A 25,258-nucleotide genomic window follows, 5' to 3' on the forward strand; every position below is an offset into this window, starting at 1 on the left:
ACTTCTAGTGCAAGAGTGCAAGATATCAGTTGATCGAGGTAAGCCAAAATTGATCACCCTTGAAATAGCTCTTAACTTCTTGGTTACAGCAAGGGGTGCAGATGGGTGTTTGTTCTAGAGCGATCGCTTATTTGCCTACTTTTAAGTGGTTATTCACAATCTATAGACACAATTATAACCCGCCGACAAGCAAGCATTTCAGTATGATGATGATTCGGAAGCTTTATTTTCTGGTGTTGTACCAGATGTCGTCTCCAAGCGGGTTTGGCGAACTTGGTTAAGATAGAAGGTCAAATGCTTTCAATGGAAAATAACTTGGGAAATCTTCATTGAGTCAAAAGTAGGTGTCTCAAATTCACTGATCAAATTTCATTGTCAGGGTTTACTCATTTTGTTAGTAGGGTTATTATCTTCAAAAACAATTATGTGCTTTTTACACTCTCCCAATAGTAACAAATAAAGTTTAGTTTTTTGATTTATTTAGAAAATGATGAATCCTTTGACAAAGCAAACATTTTTAATATTAATGATATTACTTGTTTCCTGAGACAAATTCTGATAATGTGATCGTCCTCCTCTTTTGTTAGATTCTTTCGATGATCTAAAATATACAGCAAATAGCATGATAATGACAAATAAAAAATGGGCGGTTAAACGCATAACAGTCAATCTCGCAACACAGGAAGCGGAAAAACTAGAAAAATATTGTGAACAAACAGGTAGACCTGCAACCGATGTAATTCGTGAACTGATTAGAAGTTTGCCTGTCTCCGATGACAGCAAATAGGTAATGAAGATGTTTTCACAACTTATCCAGATAAATGCTTTACCACCGAAAAAATAGCGATGATACTTTTTTGAGTCCGCCACAATAGACAAGACTGATACAGACGCGTTTTTCTCGCGTCTGATCATTTGTCGGGACTAAAAGAAGCAATCAAAGAGATTTTAGTATCGACATTGCCCAGCCTGAATATGCTGGTGGAGTTGATATTAAGTAGCAAATTCCGACACCAACCCAGTTACAATCTGTAAAGAAACTGAAAAGGAACGACGGAATGCGCGTTGCAATCGTAGGTGCGGGACTGGCTGGACTAGCAACCGCAGTAGATCTAGCTGATGCTGGTTGTGAAGTCGAGATTTTTGAGTCTCGTCCCTTTGTGGGTGGTAAAGTTGGCAGTTGGGTTGATGGAGATGGCAACCATCTAGAAATGGGGTTGCATGTATTTTTCGGGTGCTACTACGAACTATTTGACTTGATGAAGAAAGTGGGGGTATTAGAAAACTTACGCCTCAAGGAACATACCCACACTTTTATTAACAAAGGGGGGCGCACTGGTGCTTTAGATTTTCGCTTTCTTACGGGTGCGCCTTTCAATGGCTTAAAGGCCTTTTTTACTACTTCCCAACTATCCTTGCAGGATAAATTGCAAAATGCGATCGCTTTGGGTACTAGTCCCATAGTTCGCGGATTGGTAGACTTTAACGGGGCAATGAAAACCATCCGCAATTTAGATAAAGTTAGCTTTGCCGACTGGTTCCGCAGTCACGGTGGGAGTAATGGCAGCATCAAGCGCCTATGGAATCCCATCGCCTACGCATTGGGATTTATTGATTGCGAAAATATGTCTGCCCGTTGTATGTTAACCATATTCCAGTTATTTGCAGTCAGAACTGAAGCTTCTGTTTTGCGAATGCTAGAAGGTTCTCCATCTGAGTATTTACACAAGCCCATTCTAGAATATTTGGAAGTTAGAGGCACCAAAGTTTACACGCGTCGGCAAGTTCGGGAAATTCAGTTTACAGAGTCAGCCGAACAAACCCGCGTCACTGGGATAGCAGTTGCCCAAGGTGATACCGTAGAAACTATCACTGCTGATGCTTACGTTTTTGCCTGTGATGTTCCAGGAATTCAACGCATACTACCCCACGAGTGGCGTAAGTGGTCAGAATTTGACAATATTTACAAACTGGATGCAGTACCAGTGGCGACAGTGCAGTTACGCTTCGATGGTTGGGTAACGGAACTGAACAATGGAGAGGAACGTCAACAGCTAAATCATGCGGCTGGAATCGATAATTTACTTTATACAGCCGATGCTGACTTTTCTTGTTTTGCCGATTTGGCCTTGACTAGCCCTGCTGATTATTATCGTCCAGGACAGGGATCTTTGTTACAGCTAGTGCTGACACCGGGAGATCCGTTTATTGCCCAAAGTAATGAGGCGATCGCCCACCATGTCCTCAAGCAAGTTCATGAACTATTTCCCTCGTCGCGGGAGCTAAATATGACTTGGTACAGTGTGGTAAAACTTGCTCAGTCTCTCTACCGAGAAGCGCCAGGGATGGATGCGTACCGTCCCAACCAAAAAACACCAGTAGATAATTTCTTCCTTGCTGGGAGTTATACTCAGCAAGATTACATAGATAGTATGGAAGGTGCTACTATTTCTGGACGGCGTGCGGCTAAAGTGATTTTGGAAAGTTTGAAGAAATAACTAACCGCAAAGGGCGCAAAGGGCGCAAAGGAAGAAAAGAGAATGTCAGATTGGTTAGAGCATACTGTGCAGGTAGAAGTAGAGGCTCCCATAGATTTAGTATGGAGCCTCTGGTCTGATTTGGAGCAAATGCCCCGGTGGATGAAGTGGATTGATTCGGTGAAAATTCCGCCAGATAATCCCGATATATCTCTTTGGAAGTTGAAGACAGGCAGTTTAGAATTTACTTGGAAATCTCGAATTCTCAAAGTTATTCCCAACCAAATTATCCAATGGGAATCCATTGATGGTTTGCCAAATCAGGGAGCGATTCGCTTTTACGATCGCAACGGTAGTAGCGTTGTCAAAATGACCATTTCCTACGCTATCCCCGGCATTCTTGGCAAAATTATGGATAACTTGTTTTTGGGGCGGATAGTTGAATCGACGATTCAAGCTGATTTGGAAAGGTTTAAAGAATACGCGCTGAATGTTAAAGCTAATTGATCTAAAAATAGGCAGTAGGAAACTTCAATAGAACAATTAATGATTTTTGAGGCGTTTAGCACGTTTATGCTCATACATGAGCTTGTCAGCCTCTTCTAGCAATTGTTCTAGTGAAACGTTTTCATTTAAAGCACATTGGGTGGCACCAACACTTATGGATAGTTGATATGAGTAATTATGCTCTTGATTAAAGCGCTCAATATTTTCTTGCAATCGCGGACGAAATTCATCTGTATTGCCTGGGGAGCAGACAGAAACAAATATGACAAACTCATCTCCTCCTATACGGGCAACAATATCCGACTCACGGAAGCTCTGTTTTAGTAATTGGGCTGTGTCAACGATCGCTCTGTCTCCGATTTCATGCCCTAGAGAATCATTAATCTGCTTTAAACCATCTAAATCAACAAACAAAAGACAGCAAAATATTTCTGTGCGTCGGGCAATTTTGAATTGATGATTTGCCAGCCAAAAGAAACCACGTCGATTATATAGTCCTGTCAATTCATCAGTTAAAGATAGCTGCATTACCTGTGCTTCAGCCTTCAGGCGTTCCTGAATTTCATGCTCTAGTCCTTGATTTTGTTCAAGAAGTTGTTGATGTTGCTGTTTGATGAGTAGCTGATTTCTGACTCGTATTAGCACTTCAAGTTCTTCAAATGGCTTGGTGATATAGTCTTGTCCACCCAGATCAAAAGCCTGCACTTTATCATTAATTTGGTCAAGGGCACTAATAAAAATAATCGGAATTTGCTCTGTTGTTTTTGATGCTTTCAACTGTTGACAAACTTCATAGCCATTCATTTCGGGCATATTGATGTCAAGCAGAATTAGATCCGGTGGATGTCGCTCGGCGGCTTGTAATGCCATTCTCCCATTGATGGATTTACGGATGGTATAACCCTGTAACTCTAGTATTTTGGTTAACAACCGTAGATTATCGGGGGTATCGTCCACGATGAGGATATTTGTTTCCGAAGGGGATTTAAGTAAATTAGGCATAGGGGGAAAGGGGGAATGAATGGGGAATGGGAAAAATTCTTAACCAATTACCAATTACTAATTCCTCCTTAACCCTTGTTCGCGTAAAAGGGTATCAGACCATACAGCATCTTCTCGTTTTAGGGCTGGTACTGATTCTTTATTATAATCAATAGCTAAGTAATATCTCGCACGATTGTATATACCATGCAATAAAGATTGCAAATCTATAATCGGTTCTGTATCTTCTGACTGTAACGGTAATGGAAATATGGGAATCGTTTCTCTGATGCTAAATCCGTATAATTTCGCTTGAGGACGTGTTTCACTTCTGCTCACAATAATTTGATAATCTGTTACAGGAACTTCCCCTAAAAGTGACATGGGTTTTCCACTTCTGAGTAAATCAATTTCGATTAAGTGAGAAAGACTAGCTAAAACTTGTTTGCGTTTCCGTTGATAGGCTTTTCTACCTTCGCCTGGGCGTTTATTTTTAGGAGATAAAACTTCGATAGATGTCACCACAAAACCTGTAGAAACTTCTCGAACTTCTAAGTAATTTTCCGTAATATGTTCAGGTAACGGTATCATCACCGTCATGCCTTCTGATGTCGCTGTTTGGGTAGCAGTTGATGAGTATTGCTGCGGTGATGTTTGTTGAGAAAAAACAGAAACATCAGGTATCCCAACTAATACAGAATCGGAGTCATCACTTAAATAAGTACGTTGTTCAATTGCAACTCGATACTGTGGGGGAATATTTTCCTCAATAGTATCTGCGATCGCTGTAATCAATCGATGATGTACTTCTGACCAGAACACAGGATTTTCTAAATAAGGATTCATTCCGGGATATGGAGAATTCATAGTTTTACTATCCTGAAATTGGGGATTGATTCTAAATTAACGTGCTAGTCAACTTATAGCGGTTTCCATTCAGATGCGGTACAACATTACATCACAAGGTGTAGGGGCACGGCACTGCCGTGCCCCTACGGGTGTACCTCACGTAAACGAGAACCGCTATAACGTTAAAAGGGCGGTTAGAAACCGCATCTACACAGGCTTAACCCACGGAGGTGGGTTAAGAAACCTTGATTTGGCCTTAGTCCACGCAGGTGGACTTCTCTGCGAGACGCTACGCGAACGTTTGTATAGCCGCGATTTCTAATCGCCAGGGCTAGGTGCAAGATGTGAGGTAAGAGTGGCGATCGCTTCCAAATCGAAGTTCTTCACCAGATATTTCAGAGCATTGGCGAGAAATTGCTCCTGATTAGGGATTTGAGTGATGAGATTGTAGAGTTCGCCATCGTTGAGATCCAGAGCTGCTTGATGCACCTGAATCATCCACTCTGGCGACATTATCTGTAAATCTTTGGCGGTTAGGGGTTTCTGAAGTAAAGTTTGCTGGTCTAACCCCGGTAAAGCTTCTTCGCGGTAGCAGTAGCGGACTCCCAAATAGTGTGCAATCCGCTCAAATAGGATTGCTTCTAGAAATGGTTTGGTGATGTGGTCGTTGCAGCCTGCTTGAATGCTGGTGGTGTAGTCTTCCTCAAAGGCATAGGCTGTCAGCGCAATAATCACCACGTCTTTACCTCCCTCGCTCCCTCGAATTTGCCGGGTAGTTTCGTGGCCATCCATCACGGGCATTTGAATGTCCATTAAAATCAGGTGCGGATGCCATTCTGACCAGAGAGCGATCGCTTCCTTTCCGTTCTCGACCGCACAGACCTCGAACCCAACTAATTCCAATAGTCTGACGAGCAACAGACGATTTTCTTTAACGTCTTCCACCACCAGAATCCGATAAGTGGGCTGTCCCGGTTCCAGAGCGATAACACCGCGAGTCGTTTCCGGGGCGATGATATCCATTGAGCTGACGAGACTCAGTAAAACCTCACAAATGAAGGTTGACTGCTGATTCAGAATACTTTGGGCTGTAATATCACCACCCATTAAACGGGCAAACTGACGGCTAATCGATAAGCCTAAGCCTGTACCTTTAGCCTGGCGACCTTGTTCTGTTTGCGTGAAGGCTTTAAACACAGCCTCGATATCGGACTGAGCGATACCACATCCAGTGTCTTCAACTTCCAGATGAAGGGTGATGATTGGTTGGGAATCATCGGTAGAAATTGAATCAACTCTCCCGTTCAAAGCTTGTAATCGCAGGGTGACACTGCCTGTTGTGGTAAATTTGATCGCATTACTTAATAGGTTGAGGATAATTTGGCGCAGTTTTGATTCGTCACCATATACATAGCGAGGAACGCTGGTATGCTGTTCTGTTCTCAGATCAATTTTTTTCTCTAAAGCTTGCAGGGCAACCATATCTGTGATTGAGTGGATTAGCTGATGCAAATCGAAAGAGTTTTCTGTTAGCTGTAACTGACCCGCTTCAATTTTGGACATTTCCAACACATCGTTGATCAAGGTTAGCAAGTGTTCTCCACTGCGGCTGATGATGCTTAAATCCTCTTGAAACTCCGATGGAATTTTGTTGCTACGGTTCATCAACTGAGTAAATCCCAAAATGGCATTGAGGGGAGTTCGCAGTTCGTGGCTCATTTTAGCGAGAAACTGGCTTTTGGCACGGTTGGCGATCGCGGCTTGTTCTGCCGCTTCTTCTAGGGCGATCTGGGAAAACTCCAGCACTGCCAACATCAGCGTATTTCGCATCTCAGTAGCGGCTTCCACTTCCGCAACCTCCCAAGGCAAGGAAGTTTCCCGCACCGTTTCCTTCCACATTGCAAAGGACTTTCGGGGAGACAATTGCATCTCTCCAATTTCGTTGATTGTCACCCTATCTTGGGGGTTGCCTGCCCAATTCACCGTCTGGATTTGCTCCGGTCGAAACCAGATAATGTGGTAAGACTTTTCTTTGACATGGTTGAATAAAATTGAAATTGCCAGGATGCCGCTAGCTTGATCTTTGAATGCCTTCGCTTCTGGATATAAACGTGAGAGGGAATCGGTAGCAAACACTCGTTCCCCCTTGTGTTGCACCAACCACGTCACCAGATCCTGTACCTGGGTAGCCGATGGCGTTTGACCAACTAATGTCAGATGACCGTCAAGCAAAATCGCGGCTCCTTGAGCATGAACTAGATCCAGCAAGTGAGAAGTATTTCGGATCAACACTTGCTCAATAAAATTGGACTCTTGCAATAACGTCTGTTGCAGTTCATCCTGAATCCCTTTCACCTGCGTTCGGTAAACATCCGATTCTCGTTCTTGCTGATGCACCACTTCGATGGAGGCAAACTGTCCTAAAAATTCACAGGCTTTGCGAGTTTCATAATCCACTAATTTCGGGCTGTAGTGGTGACAAGCAATTAATCCCCAAAGTCCCTTGTCGTTGATCAACGAAATCGTCATCGACCCAGTAACCCCCATATTTTGCAAGTATTCAATATGACACGGATACACGCCTCGTAACACAGAATTACTCAGATCAAGGGGTGTATCCGTCGGAGGATGGTTCGTGGGAATCAGCGAGACAGGGGTGTAATTGATATCGGGAATGAATCGCATCCAGTTGCGGCAAAACAACTTGCGGGCTGGCGCGGCAATGTCTATGGCCAAATAGTGCAGTCCCAAGTAGCTTTCTAGATGCTTCTGTTTCTCCTCCGCAATCACCACCCCACTGTCGTCTGCCAGAAAGCGGTAGATCATAACCCGATCAAACCCAGTCATTTCTTTGACTTCTCTGGCAAGGGTTTGAGCCAAATTCTTCAGGTTAGTGGCATTACGGAAATTGGCGATCACGGCTTGCAGGCGGTGATATGATTGGATTGAATCAATGCTTTTGAGCGATCGCACAGGTTCTAGTTCCAGGATCAACCCATCTACTATCCGGTACATCACACCTGTGAATGTCTGACTTTCCCGTTGCCAATCAGTCTCAGCAACTCGCCGCGTTTTTAGCTCAAACGGATTGCAAAACTCCAGGTTCTCTTGAGCGAGATAGCCAGTAAGTCGCTGCACTTGAGCGCGGGAAAACAAACGTTGTAAAGGTTGACCCAGCAATGCTTCTGCCGAAATCCCAAAAAACTGTTCCACATTTTCACTAATCTGCAAGATTCTTAGCTGTGGCTCTTGCAGCATCAGCAACATTCCGTATGGCTGAATATAACCGGGAGCATACACTGATTCATCACTGCACACTTCTAAAGCCGTCAGTATAGGGGTAAGTGAGGAGAGCGAGATCGGATTTGGTGACTGCATAGCTAAGATGAGCGGTTTTGTAAATCAAAAAGTTGTGAATAGCTTAAGATAACGTGAGTTCGACAAGTCTTATTTGACCTCTCCCCCAGCCCCTCTCCGACACGGAGAGGGGAGCAAAAAGCTGAATAATATCATGTCCGCTTGATTACTTATTAAACCCGAAGAACCCCACCCCGCCAAAGCTACGCTTTGTCTCACCTCCCCGCAAGCTCTTAGGGGTTGGGGGAGGGGTGCAATGTCTGTGGGAATCATAACTATTTATGCGGAGATGATATAATTGGCTCCTCCCTTTCCGTTTCGGAGAGGTTCATCGAACTCACGTTAAGATAAAGCGTTCCTGTGGAAATACTGATGGCTATGCCTCAATTAGATCACAATCAATTAGTAGCGCTTTTTCCTTAATTTTCGACAAAAAATTTATAACTGTCAGGTTAATATCAATTTAACATGCGTTTCCCCTGGGTTGACAGACACCCGGAAAATTTCACCCCGTTCATCATGGGTAAATACCAGTTTTTGACCTTTTTTTGAAATGCACGTAGTGGACCCTCTAGGCTAAAATAGTGCATTAGACGTAGGTTGGGTGGAGCAGAGCGCAACCCAACATATATCAGGATGTTGGCTTTGGCAAAGCCTCCAACGCCACTTGCTACAACGCGGGAAACCCGCGCAACGCAGTGGCTCCCCAACCGACAATTTTTTTGCAATCATTTTAGCCATGACAGTCCATTACAAGACTACCGAGATTTTTTCAGAAATCAAATATGATTCCTATATCAGTCCTTGTCAATAACAGGAGCGACATTACCAAGTTGGGTCGCTAAACAAATTAATCGTCAATTCCTGGCGTGGTGGTACTGCGGTGATACAAGCGCGAATGATCTCTCCATCCTCTAATTCGACGGTGCAAGCGTGACAAGACCCCATCAGACAACCGGTGGGAATAAATACCCCAGCCCGGTCTGCTACATCTAATATGGCTTCTCCCACTTCGGCATCTACTGTGACATCATCTGGTAAAAAGCGGACACGAACAATCATCAATATTATGTGTTTTATTTAGTTTTATTATTTGTCAGTAGTCATTGGTTATTTACTAATGACTAATGACATTTCAACGCACTTTAGCTTAAGACAAAAACAGAGTTAAGTCTAAATGGCTTTCTACTTCAGTAGCTAAGGAATCCAAAATCTGCTCTCGCTGTTCTCGGTAGTTAGCAACACCAGTGGGCAAAGATTTTAAACCGCGCTGTTGACGGAGGCGATTTAACCAAGCCCGTCGCCAAGGGCCATTGTCAAAAAGCCCGTGCAGGTAACTTCCCCACACTGATTGACAACTATCCACTAACCCTAAATTAATATCGTCAAATAGGGCATGGTAGGATTGAGGATCTATACCTTGCTGTTCGATGCGCGATCGCCCTTGGTGGATTTCAAAGCCTGTGACTGGCAAGCCTTGTTGTGGATAATTTGAGCTAACTTGGCGCTGGCGGGCGATTTTTTGTCCTGTAATGACAGTTCTGATTGGTAAAAGATTTAACCCTTGAAATCTGCCAGCTTGTCCCTCTATACCTTCTGGATCGGCAATGATTTGACCGAGCATTTGATAGCCGCCGCAGATACCTAAAACCGTTCCGCCAGATGCAGCATAGTGTTGGATAGCTTCTGCCATACCGCTTTTTTGCAGCAGTAATAAATCCGCAATTGTGGTCTTTGTACCTGGGATAATTACGGCATCAGGATGTCCTAAATCTTGCTTAGGGCTTAAGTATTTAACTGAAACTGTGCTTTCTGATTCCAGTGGGTCAAAGTCGGTGAAGTTGGCAATTCTGGGTAAACGGATGACGGCAATATTGAGGTCAGCTTGGGCTTTATTCGAGGACGATTGACGTTCTAGCAGGTCAAGGGAATCTTCTGCTGGAAACACTTCTTCTAAATAGGGTATAACACCGACAACGGGGATACCCGTGCGTTCTTCTAACCATTTTATCCCCGGATCGAGGAGCGATCGCTGTCCTCGAAATTTATTAATTACTACACCCTTAATTAAGGCGCGTTCATCGGGTTCTAATAACTCTAAGGTGCCAACAACATGGGCAAAAGCACCACCTCGGTCAATATCAACTACTAACATCGTTGGCGCATTCAAATATTTTGCCACCCGCATATTAGTTAAGTCGCGGTGCTTGAGGTTAATCTCTGCTGGACTACCGGCACCTTCACAAACCACCAAGTCAAATTCTGTTCCTAAATGCTGTAGTGATTCTTCAATTGTCCGCCACCCCAGTTCAAAATATTGCTCGTAGTAATCTGAGGCACTCACTTTGCCTACAGACCTACCTTTGATAATTACTTGGGAAGTCATATCTCCTTGGGGTTTGAGTAAAATTGGGTTCATTTCTACCCAAGGTACGACTCCCGCCGCCCAAGCTTGCACTGCTTGGGCATAGCCAATTTCTCCACCACTGGCAGTGACATAAGCATTTAAAGCCATATTTTGACCTTTAAAGGGAGCCACTCGCCAGCCACGCCGCGACAAAATGCGACAAATAGCTGTAGTTAAAAGTGATTTCCCTGCATGGGATGTTGTCCCCACCACCATAATTGATTTCATAGTTGCTATCACTTAGTTTTTCAAGATACAGGGTGAATTTTTAGGAGCGAATAATAGGTGAGCAGGGGGAGATGGGGGAGATGGACTATAGCGCTTCTCGAATGGAAAATACACTTTAACCTCTCTCCTAAAAGGAGAGAGGCTTTGAGTCTTACTCCCCAACGCTACAAGGGTTGGGGCTGGGGGTTAAGTCTGTATTTCATGCAATTGAGAACCGCTATAATACACGATGTCCCATGTCCCATACCCAATGCCCCATACTTCGACTGCGCTCAGTACAAGTGCCCAATGCCCAATGCCCGCCATTACCATCACAAACTTCAATTAGATAATTATGGTAAAGACTTCATGAATAGATGTGATGTTTCCGTATATATTGTTCCCTTTGATTCACTAATCCTAACTCTTGGGTTGTTTATTCTAAAAGGGTATCCGCAACCAACGAGTCACGGCATCATAGAAACGATCGCGCCATGAAGGAGTTCGCCAAGTTTTTCCCTGGTATTGTTCCACTAACTGGCGACCCAAGGGAGTGAGGCGAAAACTATCTGTAATTCCCTGACCATCGACTTCTCGCCGCAATACACCTACTTGAATCAGCCAGCCCAAGGCGTTATCACAGGCTAATTCTGATAAAGGGCGCTTAGTATAGCCCTGCTTAAGTCCATTTTCCAGGGCGATCGCAGTTAATGACACGCTCTGGTGTCCCATCACTTCAAATAAAGATACATTAAAAGGTGAACACACTAGCGATCGCTCGGCTCTTTCTACTGTGCTTTGAGGATAGACAAAAATATTTGGGTTTTGGGAATCAACAGCAGCCATTGTGTATAGGTAGAGATTTTTATTTTAAGAAAGATTAATTCAAGAATATATTTTTACTTGTACCAGATACCTCATTTAACCAAAATTAGTTACCTCAAAGTACAGTTATGCTATTTTTTAGTAATTATATTTATTCATTATAAATTAATGTAAAATTTCAAGTGCATCAACAATCTGAAACAGGAAAGGTTAATTATGCCTCTAGCAGTTGGTACGGATGCACCTGCATTTACCGCCAAAGATACAAACGGCAACACAGTCTCGTTATCTGATTTTGCCGGGAAGACAGTGGTTTTGTATTTTTACCCCAAGGATGATACACCGGGCTGCACGAAACAAGCCTGTAGTTTTCGGGATGCCCAAGCTGAATATCAAAACAAAGATGTTGTAGTTTTGGGAGTCAGTGCAGATGATGAAGTCTCCCATCAGGCATTCACCCAAAAATATAATTTGAATTTTCCCCTACTGGCTGACACCGACAAATCCCTGATCAAAGCTTTCGATGTGGACAAGCGCATCACCTACGTAATTGACCCCACCGGGAAAATTACCCATGTTGACGCTAATGTAAATACCACCACCCATGCTAGCGATATTTTAGCTGCACTTGGGCTGTAGTTTTTTACCCTAGACAAGCAGGCAAAAGTCGCCTAACACCCAACCCCTCCCCGCCTGAGGCTACGGTGTACACACATCTCTGTACAAAACCAAAATCGTGAAGATCCCCCTAAATCCCCCTTAAAAAGGGGGACTTTGAATGACTTCCCCCCCCTTTTTAAGGCAGGGCTGTTTCATTCGTTCAGATCAGAATTTTGTCAAGAGTATCAACCAGAAAATTTAGTGAGTTGGTAATCGAAAAATTACTGTTTCAATCGGTAAATTTAAGTGCGATCGCCTGGTTTTTGACCCAATTAGAGTGTTTAAAAACCTGATTTTTTTGACTGATACGCTTGTAAATTAAGGTCTTTTAGGGAATGAATCAGCCCTGCTTTTTAAGGGGGGTTGGGGGGATTAAAACCCTCTGGGGCAACTCTCCAATACTTGTGTGTACACCGTAGCACGCCTGAGGGGAGGGGAATCTTTGACGTAAATCAAAGGCGGGGTGGGGTTCTTTGTTTGAATTCAATTACCTGATGGTGGTGTAACCACTGGTAAAGTAACCGATGGCAAACTCGGAGTTGCTTGCTGTTGTTGACCTTTAATTAGTCTTTGTTGCCTTGCTTTAAAGGCGGCGGCGGCTGAGTTTAGTTCTTCGTTCTGTTGGTCAGAATTCCAGTTGAGAGTCCCGAAATTCGCCCGATGAATCAGGTCAAGCATATTGAAATTATCTGAGTTTGAACGGGAGAAAGGATCGGTATTTTGGTCTGTTGAACTAGTACTGGGAAAAGCATCCTCTGGGCTGCTGACTTGAGCAGAACTAGGTTGAACCATCAGGAAGGAAGCAAAGCTAATTCCTGTCAAGGTAGCCACAAAGAGTCTAGTAATTTGTAAAAATGGTTTTTTCATGGGATTTTGACCCTTAATTTGATCTATTTTATCTTAAGCAAGAGTCCGCCGCAGTTGGGGTTGAATGCTCAGTAAGGTGACAAGGGCAAAGCTAAACAACACTAGCAACGCTCCCCCAAAGGTAACATCACCCCAAGGAGCCTGCATGACTACACTACCTAGTCCCCAATTACTATGGAGATAGAGATAGCGAATTGGTTCAATGGCATAGCTGAGAGGATTGAGGGTAGCGATCACCTGCAACCACTGAGGCATGAAGGATAAAGGTGCCAAAGCAGTACTAGCAAAAAGTAATGGCAGGTTAGTGACAAAAATCACTGCAATCAATTCAATGTGTCCGGGTAGAGCAAAAGCTAAACCGAGGGAGATGGCTGTTACACCCAAAGCTAAGAGTAAGACAATGAGAGCGATCGCACTTAAACCTACTACATCTGGTAGTCCAGCCCCCAAGAATGCCGCCGCCGCTACAATCACGGCTGCTTGCAACAAACTTTGGCTGATGATGAAGATTGCCGAAGCAAAGACAATGGAAAATCGTGATGCTAAGGGCGCTACGAGTAAACGATTCAAAAAGCCGAATTCGCGGTCAAACATGACCGGCAAACCCGCATTCAGCGCCCCTGCAAAGGCTGTAAACACAATTATGCCGGCAGCCAAAAACTGCCCATAATTTGTTGTGTTGCCAAACATCCCTTTGGGAGCATTTTGGAACAAAGCACCAAATAGTATCAACCACATTACTGGCTGAATAATTCCGGCAACCAAAGATGAGGGACGGCGTTGCAACTGAATAAACAAGCGACGAGTTAAAGCCAACGTCTCTTGTACCAATTCACCGAAAAAGTTAGGCGCGGCATTAGCGTCAACTTGTGGCGATGCTAACGGCTGCCAATTGATATCAGATTTAGGAGTAACGCTCATAATTAATTGGGGAGTGGGGAGTGGGGAGTGGGGAGTGGGGAGTGGGGATTGGGGAATTGGGAGTGGGGAATTGGGAGTGGGGAATTGGGCACTGCTGATTACCTGTTACTATTCCCTACTCCCCACTCCCTACTCCCTATCTCATATTCTGCTTCTTCTCAGCCTTGGGATCGCGGGTGGCAACTGCTGCCAGTTCTGCATCCATCAGTGTGCGTCCGGTTGCGGCGAGGTAAACGTCATCGAGGCTGGGGCGAGATTGGGCAATGCCAAATATGGGCAAGCCCGCAGTATTCAGCGCTTGTTGTATGTTGATAAGAACATCATTCTGTGGTGTCACTACCAAGTTGAGAGAATTACCTTGAGCGCTGTTGATGATTGCTTCTTGCACAAATGGTAAAGATTGCAAGAGGTTTTTGGCAATTTCTGCTTCCTCGATGGGGGAAAATTCGCGGATTCGCAAGGTGATGCGATCGCCCCCGACTTGATCTTTCAATTGTGAAGGTGTCCCACTGGCAATCACTACGCCCCGATCTATAATTGCCACGCGATCGGCTAGAGCGTCAATTTCTTCTAAATAATGGCTGGTAATTACTACCGTCGTCCCAGAGGCGCGTAATTTTCGCAGGAATTCCCACACCACAAAACGGGTTTCGATGTCAAGTCCCACAGTTGGCTCATCTAACACCAAAACATCGGGTGAATGGAGCAACCCAGCAGCCAAGTCTAGGCGCTTGCGTAAACCGCCAGAATAGGTTCCTGTCTTTTTATTGGCGTATTCTTGCAAACCGAGTAAATCTAATACTGTCTCAATGCGCTGTTTGGCGATCGCGCGTGGGAGGTGATAAAGTGCTGCTTGCAATTGCAGTAATTCTCTTCCAGTCAACACCTTATCTATGGCGACTTCCTGCGCTACATAGCCTAGTCGTTGTCTTGCCACTCTCGGATTATCTAACACAGAGATGCCAGATACTTCGATTTTGCCAGCATCCGGTGTGGTCAGCGTACACAAGGCACGCAAGGTAGTAGTTTTCCCAGCACCGTTGGGGCCTAGTAAACCAAAGATTTCTCCTGATTCTACCTGAAAGGAAACATCTTGGACGGCAACCACTGTGCCGTAGCGCTTTTGCAAATTTTGAATGAAAACGGCGGGAGCCATGACAGCTGATCCCCAACTATACAAATCTCAATAAAGTCTATCCTTATTGTAGAAGGTAGAGAGCAAGGAAATAGCGCATGAGCGAAAATCTCTAAACAAGTTCGCGTCATGCGCTAGGCTGCCAAAAATTTTTAATTATTCTAAACAAGTTGCTTGATTGCGTTTGTAGCGAAACAAACCAAACACTACAGCAACTAATCCTAAACCTGGAAGATTTGTAGGTTCTGAAACCTGAGTATGGGTGGTATGCTTAGGCGGAGTGTAATACTTACTTGAGACATTTGGCAGATCCCCATTAAACAGATAGTTGTGAGACTCACCATTTCCTGTCAAAGAAGTTACCACGACGTTGCCGCTATTGCCAGAAAGAGTGCTTCCGAGTCCACCGACGAAATTCACATTACCGCCAGCAGCAAGTTTTCCTTCAATATCTGTATATTTTTGAGAAATATCTCCCAAAACAAATAGAGGCAGCGCCTAACTCAACTGCATTCGCTCTTGCTGAAAAACCCAGCGCCAGAGTGACTAGTACAACAAGGCAAAAGTAAAAAGTAAAAAGTAAAAAGAAAGAATACTTATACCGCAAGCTTTTTACCCATTTAGGATGGTAGGTCTATTTCCGCCGTGATGTACTAGAATCGGAGCTGCTACTCCCCAAACATAATAGATTTTTGATTTCATCTTTTAATTTATTAATCATCAACATTATCCTCTGGGTATAAATCAAAGATGGCATTAGTCTGCTGGCTATTTTTATTGAAGTTTCATAGCTGTGGAATTACTGTGTCTTTTTACTTAAATTTTCCCTTCAGCCGCATATTTACTGTTGACGCATTAATTAAATTTTTATCAACAAGAATTCAGGAGTTAGGAAGTTATTTTGCAACTTTTAAAGTTTTGAGGCTAGTGTCATTGCAACCACTGATAAATCCCCCCATTGCTTGGATTTGTTGCAGATAGTCAAGGACGGGTTTGGTGATGACTTCTCCCGGCATTAACACGGGAATTCCTGGGGGATAGGGACAGATGATTTCGGCACAAATGCGATCGCTCGTCTTTACTAAAGGTAGTATTTCACTGGCCGCAAAAAAAGCTTCACGGGGAGAAAAATGTAAAGGATGACTCACTGTACTGACGATATTCTCCCAAGTTTGGCTCTTTAAAGTCAAGTTGGTTTGACGATATTCTTGGGCAAGGGTGGTAAAACCTTGCACTAATTGCTGAATATCAGCTGGGGTATTGCCCAAACTAATAATAAAGGTGAGATGTTGCAGTGAGGCGAATTCAGCAGTAACACCTAATTTTTCATCGAGAATTTCCTCTGCCTCAAATCCGGTTAAGCCTAAACCAGAAACAGTGACAGTTAGACGTGTTTCGTCTAAAGCCTCAAAGCTGGGAGATCCCCCCAACCCCCCTTGTGAAGGGGGACTTAAGACAGATAATCTAGGAATTTGACTGATTCTGGTTCTAGCTTCATTAGCAAGTTGCAAAGTGCGAGACATCAGCATTTTTCCGTGGAGTGCCATTTGCTGACGGGCTGCATCTAAAGAAGCTAAAAGTAAATAACTAGGACTGGTAGATTGTACAAGTTGCAAAGCTTTACTAATGCGATCGCCATCTATCCTTTTACCTTGGATGTGCAGCATCGATGCTTGTGTCATCGCACCGAGTACTTTGTGGATAGATTGTACAGTTAAATCGGCACCTGCGGCTAAAGCTGGAGTGGGTAATTGTGGATGAAAGGCAAAGTGTGCGCCGTGGGCTTCATCTACAAGTAGAGGGATATTATATTGATGGGTAATGTTGGCGATCGCACTCAAATCTCCACAAACACCGTAATATGTAGGATAAACTACCAACACTGCTTTAGCATCGGGATGTTGTTGGAGTGCAGATTCTACAGCATTGGGTGTGATGCTATGGGCAATATCTAAAACTGCGTCATATTCAGGATTGAGAAAAATTGGGATGGCACCAGAGAGAATTAAACCTGCGATCGCCGAAGAATGCACATTCCGAGGCAGAATAATTTTATCACCTGTGCCACAGGTAGCAAGAATTGCCGCTTCAATTCCACAAGTAGAACCATTGACAAGGAACCATGTTTGCGAAGCGCCAAAGGCCTCAGCCGCTAGTTGTTGTGCTTCTTGAATAACACCTTGGGGTGCAAAGAGATTATCTAAATCTGCTAATTCGGTTAAATCAGCACGAAACACAGCTTTACCAAATAAATCAGCCAAGGGTTGAGAAATTCCCTCACCTTGTTTATGTCCTGGGGTGTAAAAAGGTGCATGAGGTCTTGCTGCATTGGCTTTTAAGGCGTTTAATAGAGGTGTTTGGTTTTGATTGAGCATTTAATTAAAGAAACAAACCGCAGAGGCGCGGAGGGCACAGAGGAAGAAGAGACTAGTTACACAGAATGCTATGCTTTCGTTAAGATCCGTAATTTTTTGTGTGGCTGACTAGATGAGGCCTTATCATCAAATCCCAATTTTCGAGTGTGGTGAATCGCTAACAAAGATTCCTTTAGAATTGTTTGCGGTGGAATCTCCCCATCCTTATGAAAAATTAGGTGCGCCTTATGGCGATCGCTCTCCTTATTATCTCCGTCAAAGCGTGATTGAAAGTTTGCTCCAAGCCCAAAATTATCTTAATATTCTGCATCCTAACTGGCACATTCAAATCTTTGACGCTTATCGCCCGATCGCAGTTCAGCAGTTTATGGTAGATTACAGCTTCGCCCAAGCAGTCAGAGACAGAGGACTGATTGATGTGGAGTTATCACCGAATCTTCGCCAAGAGGTTTGGGAAGCAGTTTATGAAATTTGGGCTGTACCGAGTTTGGATGAAAAAACTCCCCCTCCTCACAGTACAGGTGCAGCAGTAGATGTGACGCTGGTAGATGATGCTGGAGAAATAGTTAATATGGGTTCGCCCATTGATGAAATGTCAGAGCGATCGCATCCCGATTATTATGCCAATAGCGATCGCCAACAACCACAAAAATATCATGCTCACCGTCAGCTATTGCGAGATGTCATGTTAAAAGCCGGCTTTCAACGCAATCCTAGAGAATGGTGGCATTTTTCGGTTGGCGATCAAATGTGGGCTTGGTTGAATAATCAATCCAATCCAGCGAATATATTCACAGCACGTTATGGCCGTCTTGCATAGATTGTCCCCCCTGCTCCCTGCTCCCTTACCTGTTCTTCAAGCATCTTGAGGATTTAATTCTCTTAACTCATCGGTAGTGTAAGTCCCAATGGGAGTCCAAACTAGATAGGGAAGGAGTAACAGCGCCGCCATTAGAGAAATTGGTAAAACGCAGATTACCAGGACAACGGCTAAAATCAAACCCATTATTCCAAGAATTTCCCCAGTTTTGAGACTGCGAAACCTCAGCATTAGAGGTATGTAGGCGACGGTGATAATTTCCACCAGAATGTACAATGCCATTATTAGCCAAGTAATCAGGCTTCCAGGATTTTTTTGCCAGACAATAATAGCTGAAGCCGCACCGCCAATAAAAATCACAGTCCAGATGAACGGAATCAACGGTTCAAAAACTAGCCAGCGAGGGCGACTTAAATGTGCGAACCATTTAACATCACGCGGCGTAATTAAGAAACTACCAAGGGCGATGAAGAAAGTTACAGCCCCAATTATTATCCAAGATGGAATCATAATGCACTCAAGTTTTGTGTGTTTTGTCAAGTCATACACTGCAAGTTTGACAATTTAAGACATAGCTTGAATCATTCGCTGGTGCGAATCTTAGACATCTTGAGGATTGAGATTGATCATCTGCCAAGTGGTATAAGTACCAATGGGACTCCAAAGTACATAAGGAACTAGTAACAATGCTGCCCAACCAGAAAAACTTAAGACTGCAAGTATCAATAAAGCACTAATTATAAAACCTGTACCACCGAGAATTGTGCCCACCTTCAGACTACGAAGCCTAAACATTACGGGCGTATAAGCTATGGTGACAATTTCTAAAAGCAAGTATAAACCCATGATTAACCAGGTTGAGGTGCTTCCTGGCTCCTTTTCCCAGACAATATAAGCTGACCAAGCACCGCAAATAAATATTACAGTCCAGATAATTGGAATTGCGCCCTCAAATGTTAGCCATCTCGGTCGTTGTAAGCGCTTGAACCATTGGCGATCGCTAGGCGTAATCAAGTTAGCTCCTAAAGCAACTAAAAAAGCCACCCCCCCAATCACCATCCAAGATTTAATCATGCCCGTTAGTCCTTTGCGATCGCTATCTATCGCTTAATATCACTCTTTATGATGTAATTTTGTTGCTAATTACTCATCATCCCTGAGTTTGAAACCTTCACATCGTTTGGCAGGATTTTAAATTATGGGCATTGGGGACTTGTACTGAGCGCAGTCGTTGGCGCAGCCTCTCGTAGAGAAGTATTGGGAATGGGGCATTGGGTATTGGGTATTGGGATAAGTCTTTAATACTCTTAAAAGAATAGTTGCGTCAAAAGACAACCTGTAAAACTTTGTCCGATCGCATAATTTTATTATTCAATTTAGATGTTTTTCAGCTTATTAACTCCCGACTCCAACTGTTTGCCGTTCTCGTCGTGCGACTTCTGCACGTACTAAAGGAATGACATCACGCCCATAAGCGATCGCATCCTCTAGGGGATCAAAGCCCCGAATCAACAAGGTCGTCACACCTGCATCGTAGTAATCAACTAAGGATTCTGCCACTTGTTCTGGTGTACCCACTAGAGCTGTGGTGTTGCCTGCCGCACCAGTAGCTGCTGCGATCGGTGTCCATAGACGCTTATCGTAAACCTCATTTTTAGCAGCAAAATCCAGCAGACGTTGTGACCCTATCGCTTGGGGTCTAGCTGGGGTAGCTACTTTCGCCCCTCCTCGCAACTCTTGAATTCGCCCTAAAATGCTATGTGCCTTCTCCCAAGCCTGTTGTTCTGTAGCACCAAGAATCGGTCGCAGGGAGACACTGAAGCGAATGGAACGATCGGGTGGTAGGGCAGCACGTACCTCTGCGATCCGTTCTTTAACTGCGGCAATTGGCTCACCCCACAAAGCGTAAACATTACTGTGTTTGGCTCCTACCTGTACGGCTGGCCCAGATGCACCACCAAAGTAAAGGGGAATATGCGGCTTTTGCAGGGGCTTGATCGCAGAGAAAGCATCCTTGATGTGGTAAAACTCACCTTCGTAATCAAAGGGAGTGTCGCTTGTCCAGACGCGACGAACAATTTCTAAATATTCATCAGTGCGACGGTAGCGGCTGTCATGATCTAGCCAGTCGCCATCTTTCTGCTGATCAGCATCGCTACCACCAGTAATGATATGTATTGCGATCCGACCGTTGGTAAAATGGTCAAGGGTAGCTGCCTTGCGAGCTGCCAGAGTTGGTGCCACAAACCCCGGACGATGAGCAATTAAAAAGCCCAATCGTTCGGTTGCTGAAGCTGCGAAACTAGCAATAGTCAAACCATCAGGGCTACTAGAACTATAGCCAATCAACACTTTGTCAAAGCCTCCTTCTTCATGGGCTTTGGCAAATTCACGAACATAAGCTGGATCAATGATGTCATCGCCCAGACTGCCTGATGCGCTATTTAATTCCGAACTCGGTTTTGTCCGAATCAATCCAATAAATTCAACTGGCATAATTAATTCTCCTAAAAATGTTGGGAGTACGGAGTGGGGAGTTGGGGGATGAGGAACAGGGGAGCAGAGGAGAAGTTATAGTAAGTTTTTTCCCTCTCTTCTGCCCCATGCCCAATACTTCTCTTCTTAGGCTGCGCGACGCTACGCGTAGCAAGATCCCCGAAGGGGTACGCTCAGTACAAGTGCCCCAATCAATCAAACAAATCTGGTTGCTCGTGGGTAATTTCATCCCACAAATACTGGAATCCACCCCAGCCTGCTTGGTGAGTACCACCGCGTTGTTGGATCTTTAAGGCGATGTCGTGGTCAATCAGGATGGGTTTTCCTACGGCTTCTGCCAGCAATTGCGCCTTTGCAGTATCCTCTAATCTGATGTACCACCAAGCGGCTTCATCCACACTGTGTCCCACAGTCAATATACCGTGGTTGCGTAAAATCGCAGCTTTGCGATCGCCTAGTGCTTGAGCAATGCGTTTTCCTTCGCTTGTCTCTAAGACAATGCCTGTAAAATCATCAAATAGAGCATGATCTTGGTAGAAAGCACAAGAATCTTGGGTAATCGGATCGAGCAACCGACCCAAAGATGACCAAGTTTTGCCGTAGAAGGAATGGGCATGAGCTGCTGCTATGACATCAGGGCGGGCTTCGTGGATTTGAGAGTGAATGGCAAACGCTGCTTGACTAACTTGACCTTCACCTTGGACTACTTGACCTTCACTATTTACCAATATCAGGTCTGATACGCGAATGCGACTGAAATGTATCCCAAAGGGATTTACCCAAAAGTGATCGGTAAGTTCGGGATCGCGGGCAGTGATGTGTCCTGCCAATCCTTGAGCAAAACCCAAACGCGCAAATACCCGAAAGGCTGCTGCCAAACGTTCTTGGCGATGGCGACGCTCTGATTCAATGGAAATGAAGGTCGGTGGTTGAAAGGGATTGCTGGGGCGGACGAGAGAAGTTTGCACCATAATTTTCAACTCCTACGTATGGATTGGGTAGACGTAAAGTGCTGCCTCACTGCTGCTGAAAACGTCAAGGTTTGTCGATATTAAAGTAGCGAGACAACAAAGGATTCATGGTTATGGCTCGGTCGTGATGTCTACGACGGGCTGCGCCTACGCAGTTTTATGCAAATAAATATGTATTGTTCAATCATGTCCAGTGGACAACCCTACAAATAGCTTTTGCCTGATAGCCGTGAATACGTTATGGCGGTTCTCGTTTACGTGAGATACACCCGTAGGGGCACGCCACTGTTCCCTACACCTCGTGATGTAATGTTGTACCGCATCTGAATGCCAACCGCTATACTAATTACCTGATATCAGATTTTTAACTACTTAGCTACAACAAATTTATTAACTAGAGTAGTGATACTGTTAATAACTACGGTAAGTCAATCAATTTACAGTTGTTTAAGTGATGATTAATCTATCACAGTTCATTTAAATAAGCAACATCAATATGGAGTTCTACTGGAAAATACGGCTTCGGCATTCTGATATGACTCGTTGGCACTTAGACGTAGACAGCTTTTTTCCAGCATCGGACTCAATTGAGAAAGTGAGCAAATTGTAATATATTCCAAATATAGACGTACTACACAATTGTCAAAGGTGGCGGATACTTTGATACTGACTTGGGAGTATTTTTAATCCGTAATTCCATTTGACTTGCATGCCCTCATATAGCGCTTCCTAATCAGATGAGGTACATCTTAAGCCCCCTCTCGAAGAGCGGGGAGGGGGTTGGGGGTGGGGTTGTTGTACCTCACAAGGGCCGAAAACCGCTATATCGCTTTTAGTCCAAACTCCAGTAGAGTAGCGAGACTTGCATTTTACAAATCTCTATGCAAAGATAAGTTTGCACAAAGTACTGTAAGTCGATGGGCTTATAGTACTTAAATAAATATTAATAGTATTTCTAGTTATTTGAATTCAAATATGATATCTAGCCATATCAATTTGCCCAGAAATAACTAGGATACAAATCAAGTTTTAGTCGTTGAAGCAGTCAATGATAAACTTCGTGTGCCATCACCAGTAAAACAGGATGTCAGAAGATGTTTTAGAAATCTTTGTTCACATAGCATCTACTTGATATTATTTTTCTCTAGAAAAAAGGCTTGAATAAGGTATCTGATGAAGCAGCATCATAAGCCTGACTTTTCACGTTATATGGAAAAGCCTATGAAAGACCTAACCCCCGAGCAAGCTTCCCGACTACGGGAAGGGGGAAAATTCAAAGTCTCTCTCCTTGTAGGAGAGAGGTTTTCCAGATACCGTGAAAAGTCAGATCATAAGCAAGATGTTTCAAGTATTCTCGAATGAGTTAAAAAATCAGAAATCAGAATTTAGGCGATTTTCTGGACTTCATATTCCATCAATGTATTGCTGGTTTGAGAACCTGAGATTTCACCTCTCTACCCAGTTAAATCCTTGATAGTAATCTTATCTCATCTGAGATTTTAGCAGATGACCTGAATTGTCAGATTTGAGTAGAAGTATTGTCAGAAATATTTCAGTCAGTTGTTTCGCTTTGAAGGTTGAGGAGTCATGTCGATTGTTCGCTGGGATTCTAGATTTACATTTCTCTTGCTTTTTTTGCTAGATATCTCAATTCTCTTAGTTATAAATCCGGCAAAAAGTCAGGCTAATATACCTGCATTTACTGCATCTCCTGTGAGTAACAACACCGTTGTTCCTGCCTCTGGGCAGTTGCCTGTATTTTTCACAGATCGCAACAATTCTGTAATCGAGCAAGTTACACCTGTTTCACAATTACTCTCACCACTACCGAAAGGATTACCTACTGGTAAGACTAGCGATCGCACAGTCAGGAATCCAGCTATGGAGCAGGTAACTTCTGTTTCGCAGTTATCAGATATCAAGCCTACCGATTGGGCGTTTCAAGCCTTGCAATCTTTAGTAGAACGGTATGGTGTGATTGCAGGCTATCCCAACCAAACCTTTCAGGGGAATCGGGCAATGACTCGTTACGAGTTTGCAGCCGGATTAAATGCAGCTCTAGCTCGAATCAATGAACTCGTGAGTGCGGGAACTAGCGATCTACTCAGAAAAGAAGATTTAGAAACATTGCAAAAACTCCAAAATCAATTTGCGCCAGAACTAGCCCAACTGCGGGGGAGGGTGGATTCGTTGGAAACACGAACAGCAGCTGTTCAAGCACAGCAGTTTTCCACTACAACCAAACTCGTTGGTCAAGTTGCGGGTGTGGTTGCAGGAATTGTGGCAGGGAATAACGTCGTCACCAAACAACCTGCACCTCACAACTTCACTTTCAGCGACTCGGTTATTTTAAAGTTAAACACCAGTTTTAACGGTACAGATCAACTGCGAGTAACCTTAGCGGCAAACAATACTACCCCTTCGGGAGCAACAAGAAGTGGAATACTTGGAACTAATGATGGCAAAACTTCTGATTACGCCAGTCCACTATTCCCTAGCAATCAACTTATAGTAAGTGGTGTCCGCTATCGTTATTTACTTGGTGGTAATACTGCAATTAACGTTTTTGCTCAGTCTGATGGAGCCTTTGAACTAGGCTTGAGTGGAACCATCAACCCGTATTTTGAAGGGTCAGCAGCTAATGGGATCTCACGATATTCGCGGCGAAATATGGTCTATGACTATGGAGATACCGGAGCCGGAATCGCCATTCTCCATAACTTTGGTAAACAACTGGAATTAGGGTTGGAGTATACCTCGATTAATGGTAACAATCCGACAGAGAATAATGGCTTATTTGATGGTAGGTATGTAGCTCTGGGACAATTACTATACAGCAGCCCCAAGAAAAATTTCCGGCTGGCTTTAACTTACGCCAATACTTATAGTCCAGCAAATACTACAGGTCTGAGTGGCACAAACTTTGGCCCAGTCATCGGCAGTAACTTAGCAAACAGCACCGTGGCTGGAGCCGGAACTTTAGCGAATCTTTATGGTGCAGAAGCATTTTATCGAATTAATCCATCTGTGGCAGTAAATGGATGGGTCGGTTATTCCGCGCACCGTTACTTGGGGCAGGGTGATGCAGAAGTCTGGGACTGGGGTGCCGGACTATCATTTCCCGATTTATTCCAAAAAGGTAGTTTGGGAGGTATTTTTGTGGGTATGGAGCCAAAGTTGACTAGTCTCAGTCCGAATGTGAATTTAGGAGCAGGGAATGGTGTAGCAGACAAAGATACTTCCTTACACATTGAGGGCTTTTATCAATATCAAGTCAATGATAATATTGCAATCACGCCTGGTGTAATCTGGATTACTGCACCTGACTTTAATGCTGACAATCCCGATAGTGTAGTTGTTTGGCTCCGCACTACCTTCAGATTTTAACCTGAAAAAAAGAACA

General features: G+C 44.0%; 23 protein-coding genes. 8 read left to right on the plus strand and 15 right to left on the minus strand.

Annotated features, from left to right (window positions below; all coding sequences use genetic code 11):
* The first annotated feature begins 101 nt into the window (after window positions 1-101).
* The 4 genes from V7K97_RS02245 to V7K97_RS02260 all read left to right on the plus strand — a co-directional run bounded on the left by V7K97_RS02245 (window position 102) and on the right by V7K97_RS02260 (window position 2,984).
* Window positions 102-281, plus strand: coding sequence for a hypothetical protein (locus tag V7K97_RS02245; RefSeq protein ID WP_334799073.1), 180 nt, complete (start codon window positions 102-104; stop codon window positions 279-281).
* A gap of 341 nt (window positions 282-622) precedes the next feature.
* Entirely contained in the window at window positions 623-787 is a 165-nt protein-coding gene (locus V7K97_RS02250; RefSeq protein WP_334799074.1) for a CopG family transcriptional regulator, read from the plus strand.
* A gap of 271 nt (window positions 788-1,058) precedes the next feature.
* Window positions 1,059-2,498 carry a 9,9'-di-cis-zeta-carotene desaturase gene (gene zds / locus V7K97_RS02255; RefSeq protein ID WP_334799075.1) on the plus strand — a complete coding sequence of 480 codons (1,440 nt, stop codon included), beginning with the start codon at window positions 1,059-1,061 and terminating at the stop codon, window positions 2,496-2,498.
* Window positions 2,499-2,540: 42 nt separating this feature from the next.
* A complete protein-coding gene (locus V7K97_RS02260) occupies window positions 2,541-2,984 on the plus strand; it encodes an SRPBCC family protein (protein WP_334799076.1) in 444 nt (147 codons plus the stop codon).
* A 36-nt stretch (window positions 2,985-3,020) separates the two neighbouring features.
* Here the strand turns inward: V7K97_RS02260 and V7K97_RS02265 are convergent, their stop codons facing one another.
* Window positions 3,021-3,986 carry a GGDEF domain-containing response regulator gene (locus V7K97_RS02265; protein ID WP_334799077.1) on the minus strand — a complete coding sequence of 322 codons (966 nt, stop codon included), beginning with the start codon at window positions 3,984-3,986 and terminating at the stop codon, window positions 3,021-3,023.
* Between the two features lie 57 nt (window positions 3,987-4,043).
* Window positions 4,044-4,832: a DUF4058 family protein gene (locus V7K97_RS02270; protein WP_334799078.1), complete on the minus strand. Its 789-nt coding sequence runs from the start codon at window positions 4,830-4,832 to the stop codon at window positions 4,044-4,046.
* A 73-nt stretch (window positions 4,833-4,905) separates the two neighbouring features.
* On the opposite strand from V7K97_RS02270, the gene V7K97_RS02275 reads away from it, so the two are divergent.
* Window positions 4,906-5,136, plus strand: coding sequence for a hypothetical protein (locus V7K97_RS02275; RefSeq protein WP_334799079.1), 231 nt, complete (start codon window positions 4,906-4,908; stop codon window positions 5,134-5,136).
* On the opposite strand, the gene V7K97_RS02280 is transcribed toward V7K97_RS02275, so the two are convergent.
* The 4 genes from V7K97_RS02280 to V7K97_RS02295 form a co-directional block, all read right to left on the minus strand.
* Window positions 5,133-8,192, minus strand: coding sequence for a response regulator (locus V7K97_RS02280; RefSeq protein ID WP_334799080.1), 3,060 nt, complete (start codon window positions 8,190-8,192; stop codon window positions 5,133-5,135). The two genes, V7K97_RS02275 and V7K97_RS02280, sit on opposite strands and share 4 nt — an antisense overlap.
* An 804-nt stretch (window positions 8,193-8,996) precedes the next feature.
* Complete coding sequence (locus V7K97_RS02285) at window positions 8,997-9,233, minus strand: 2Fe-2S iron-sulfur cluster-binding protein (RefSeq protein ID WP_334799081.1); 237 nt, start codon at window positions 9,231-9,233, stop codon at window positions 8,997-8,999.
* 88 nt (window positions 9,234-9,321) lie between these two features.
* Entirely contained in the window at window positions 9,322-10,806 is a 1,485-nt protein-coding gene (gene cobQ, locus V7K97_RS02290) for a cobyric acid synthase CobQ (RefSeq protein WP_334799082.1), read from the minus strand.
* A 420-nt stretch (window positions 10,807-11,226) separates the two neighbouring features.
* Entirely contained in the window at window positions 11,227-11,631 is a 405-nt protein-coding gene (locus V7K97_RS02295; protein WP_334799083.1) for an Npun_F0494 family protein, read from the minus strand.
* Window positions 11,632-11,826: 195 nt separating this feature from the next.
* On the opposite strand from V7K97_RS02295, the gene V7K97_RS02300 reads away from it, so the two are divergent.
* Entirely contained in the window at window positions 11,827-12,249 is a 423-nt protein-coding gene (locus V7K97_RS02300) for a peroxiredoxin (protein WP_334799084.1), read from the plus strand.
* A 504-nt stretch (window positions 12,250-12,753) separates the two neighbouring features.
* On the opposite strand, the gene V7K97_RS02305 is transcribed toward V7K97_RS02300, so the two are convergent.
* The 5 genes from V7K97_RS02305 to V7K97_RS02325 all read right to left on the minus strand — a co-directional run bounded on the left by V7K97_RS02305 (window position 12,754) and on the right by V7K97_RS02325 (window position 17,568).
* The gene (locus tag V7K97_RS02305; RefSeq protein ID WP_334799085.1) at window positions 12,754-13,137 is read right to left on the minus strand and encodes a hypothetical protein; all 384 of its coding nucleotides are present in this window, start codon (window positions 13,135-13,137) and stop codon (window positions 12,754-12,756) included.
* 33 nt (window positions 13,138-13,170) lie between these two features.
* On the minus strand, window positions 13,171-14,058 hold the full coding sequence (locus V7K97_RS02310; protein ID WP_334799086.1) for an ABC transporter permease: 888 nt from the start codon (window positions 14,056-14,058) through the stop codon (window positions 13,171-13,173).
* Between the two features lie 136 nt (window positions 14,059-14,194).
* Window positions 14,195-15,214, minus strand: coding sequence for an ABC transporter ATP-binding protein (locus V7K97_RS02315; protein ID WP_334799087.1), 1,020 nt, complete (start codon window positions 15,212-15,214; stop codon window positions 14,195-14,197).
* 135 nt (window positions 15,215-15,349) lie between these two features.
* Complete coding sequence (locus tag V7K97_RS02320; RefSeq protein ID WP_334799088.1) at window positions 15,350-15,673, minus strand: hypothetical protein; 324 nt, start codon at window positions 15,671-15,673, stop codon at window positions 15,350-15,352.
* A 416-nt stretch (window positions 15,674-16,089) separates the two neighbouring features.
* The gene (locus tag V7K97_RS02325; protein WP_334799089.1) at window positions 16,090-17,568 is read right to left on the minus strand and encodes an aminotransferase class I/II-fold pyridoxal phosphate-dependent enzyme; all 1,479 of its coding nucleotides are present in this window, start codon (window positions 17,566-17,568) and stop codon (window positions 16,090-16,092) included.
* Window positions 17,569-17,680: 112 nt separating this feature from the next.
* Between V7K97_RS02325 and V7K97_RS02330 the strand changes: the two genes are divergently transcribed.
* On the plus strand, window positions 17,681-18,388 hold the full coding sequence (locus V7K97_RS02330) for a M15 family metallopeptidase (protein WP_334799090.1): 708 nt from the start codon (window positions 17,681-17,683) through the stop codon (window positions 18,386-18,388).
* A gap of 36 nt (window positions 18,389-18,424) precedes the next feature.
* Here the strand turns inward: V7K97_RS02330 and V7K97_RS02335 are convergent, their stop codons facing one another.
* The 4 genes from V7K97_RS02335 to V7K97_RS02350 form a co-directional block, all read right to left on the minus strand.
* Window positions 18,425-18,898: a TspO/MBR family protein gene (locus tag V7K97_RS02335; protein WP_334799091.1), complete on the minus strand. Its 474-nt coding sequence runs from the start codon at window positions 18,896-18,898 to the stop codon at window positions 18,425-18,427.
* Between the two features lie 90 nt (window positions 18,899-18,988).
* Entirely contained in the window at window positions 18,989-19,462 is a 474-nt protein-coding gene (locus V7K97_RS02340; RefSeq protein WP_334799092.1) for a TspO/MBR family protein, read from the minus strand.
* 321 nt (window positions 19,463-19,783) lie between these two features.
* Window positions 19,784-20,884 (minus strand): LLM class flavin-dependent oxidoreductase, encoded by a 1,101-nt coding sequence (locus tag V7K97_RS02345; protein ID WP_334799093.1) that lies wholly within the window; start codon window positions 20,882-20,884, stop codon window positions 19,784-19,786.
* Between the two features lie 191 nt (window positions 20,885-21,075).
* Window positions 21,076-21,855 carry a class II aldolase/adducin family protein gene (locus tag V7K97_RS02350; RefSeq protein WP_334799094.1) on the minus strand — a complete coding sequence of 260 codons (780 nt, stop codon included), beginning with the start codon at window positions 21,853-21,855 and terminating at the stop codon, window positions 21,076-21,078.
* 1,587 nt (window positions 21,856-23,442) lie between these two features.
* Here V7K97_RS02350 and V7K97_RS02355 point away from each other — a divergent pair.
* Entirely contained in the window at window positions 23,443-25,242 is a 1,800-nt protein-coding gene (locus V7K97_RS02355) for an iron uptake porin (RefSeq protein ID WP_334799095.1), read from the plus strand.
* Window positions 25,243-25,258: the final 16 nt, after the last annotated feature.

Source organism: Nostoc sp., from assembly GCF_036917815.1.
GTDB lineage: Bacteria > Cyanobacteriota > Cyanobacteriia > Cyanobacteriales > Nostocaceae > Nostoc.

Bases quoted from the DNA above. Each gene is read 5' to 3' on its own strand.
- V7K97_RS02250 (WP_334799074.1), top strand. From the start codon at position 623: ATGATAATGACAAATAAAAAATGGGCGGTTAAACGCATAACAGTCAAT.
- V7K97_RS02350 (WP_334799094.1), bottom strand. From the start codon at position 21,855: ATGGTGCAAACTTCTCTCGTCCGCCCCAGCAATCCCTTTCAACCACCG.
- V7K97_RS02330 (WP_334799090.1), top strand. From the start codon at position 17,681: ATGAGGCCTTATCATCAAATCCCAATTTTCGAGTGTGGTGAATCGCTA.
- V7K97_RS02275 (WP_334799079.1), top strand. From the start codon at position 4,906: ATGCGGTACAACATTACATCACAAGGTGTAGGGGCACGGCACTGCCGT.
- V7K97_RS02355 (WP_334799095.1), top strand. From the start codon at position 23,443: ATGTCGATTGTTCGCTGGGATTCTAGATTTACATTTCTCTTGCTTTTT.
- zds (WP_334799075.1), top strand. From the start codon at position 1,059: ATGCGCGTTGCAATCGTAGGTGCGGGACTGGCTGGACTAGCAACCGCA.
- V7K97_RS02335 (WP_334799091.1), bottom strand. From the start codon at position 18,898: ATGATTCCATCTTGGATAATAATTGGGGCTGTAACTTTCTTCATCGCC.
- V7K97_RS02270 (WP_334799078.1), bottom strand. From the start codon at position 4,832: ATGAATTCTCCATATCCCGGAATGAATCCTTATTTAGAAAATCCTGTG.
- V7K97_RS02295 (WP_334799083.1), bottom strand. From the start codon at position 11,631: ATGGCTGCTGTTGATTCCCAAAACCCAAATATTTTTGTCTATCCTCAA.
- V7K97_RS02310 (WP_334799086.1), bottom strand. From the start codon at position 14,058: ATGAGCGTTACTCCTAAATCTGATATCAATTGGCAGCCGTTAGCATCG.
- V7K97_RS02305 (WP_334799085.1), bottom strand. From the start codon at position 13,137: ATGAAAAAACCATTTTTACAAATTACTAGACTCTTTGTGGCTACCTTG.
- V7K97_RS02315 (WP_334799087.1), bottom strand. From the start codon at position 15,214: ATGGCTCCCGCCGTTTTCATTCAAAATTTGCAAAAGCGCTACGGCACA.
- V7K97_RS02345 (WP_334799093.1), bottom strand. From the start codon at position 20,884: ATGCCAGTTGAATTTATTGGATTGATTCGGACAAAACCGAGTTCGGAA.
- V7K97_RS02260 (WP_334799076.1), top strand. From the start codon at position 2,541: ATGTCAGATTGGTTAGAGCATACTGTGCAGGTAGAAGTAGAGGCTCCC.
- V7K97_RS02285 (WP_334799081.1), bottom strand. From the start codon at position 9,233: ATGATTGTTCGTGTCCGCTTTTTACCAGATGATGTCACAGTAGATGCC.
- V7K97_RS02325 (WP_334799089.1), bottom strand. From the start codon at position 17,568: ATGCTCAATCAAAACCAAACACCTCTATTAAACGCCTTAAAAGCCAAT.
- V7K97_RS02245 (WP_334799073.1), top strand. From the start codon at position 102: ATGGGTGTTTGTTCTAGAGCGATCGCTTATTTGCCTACTTTTAAGTGG.
- cobQ (WP_334799082.1), bottom strand. From the start codon at position 10,806: ATGAAATCAATTATGGTGGTGGGGACAACATCCCATGCAGGGAAATCA.
- V7K97_RS02300 (WP_334799084.1), top strand. From the start codon at position 11,827: ATGCCTCTAGCAGTTGGTACGGATGCACCTGCATTTACCGCCAAAGAT.
- V7K97_RS02340 (WP_334799092.1), bottom strand. From the start codon at position 19,462: ATGATTAAATCTTGGATGGTGATTGGGGGGGTGGCTTTTTTAGTTGCT.
- V7K97_RS02265 (WP_334799077.1), bottom strand. From the start codon at position 3,986: ATGCCTAATTTACTTAAATCCCCTTCGGAAACAAATATCCTCATCGTG.
- V7K97_RS02280 (WP_334799080.1), bottom strand. From the start codon at position 8,192: ATGCAGTCACCAAATCCGATCTCGCTCTCCTCACTTACCCCTATACTG.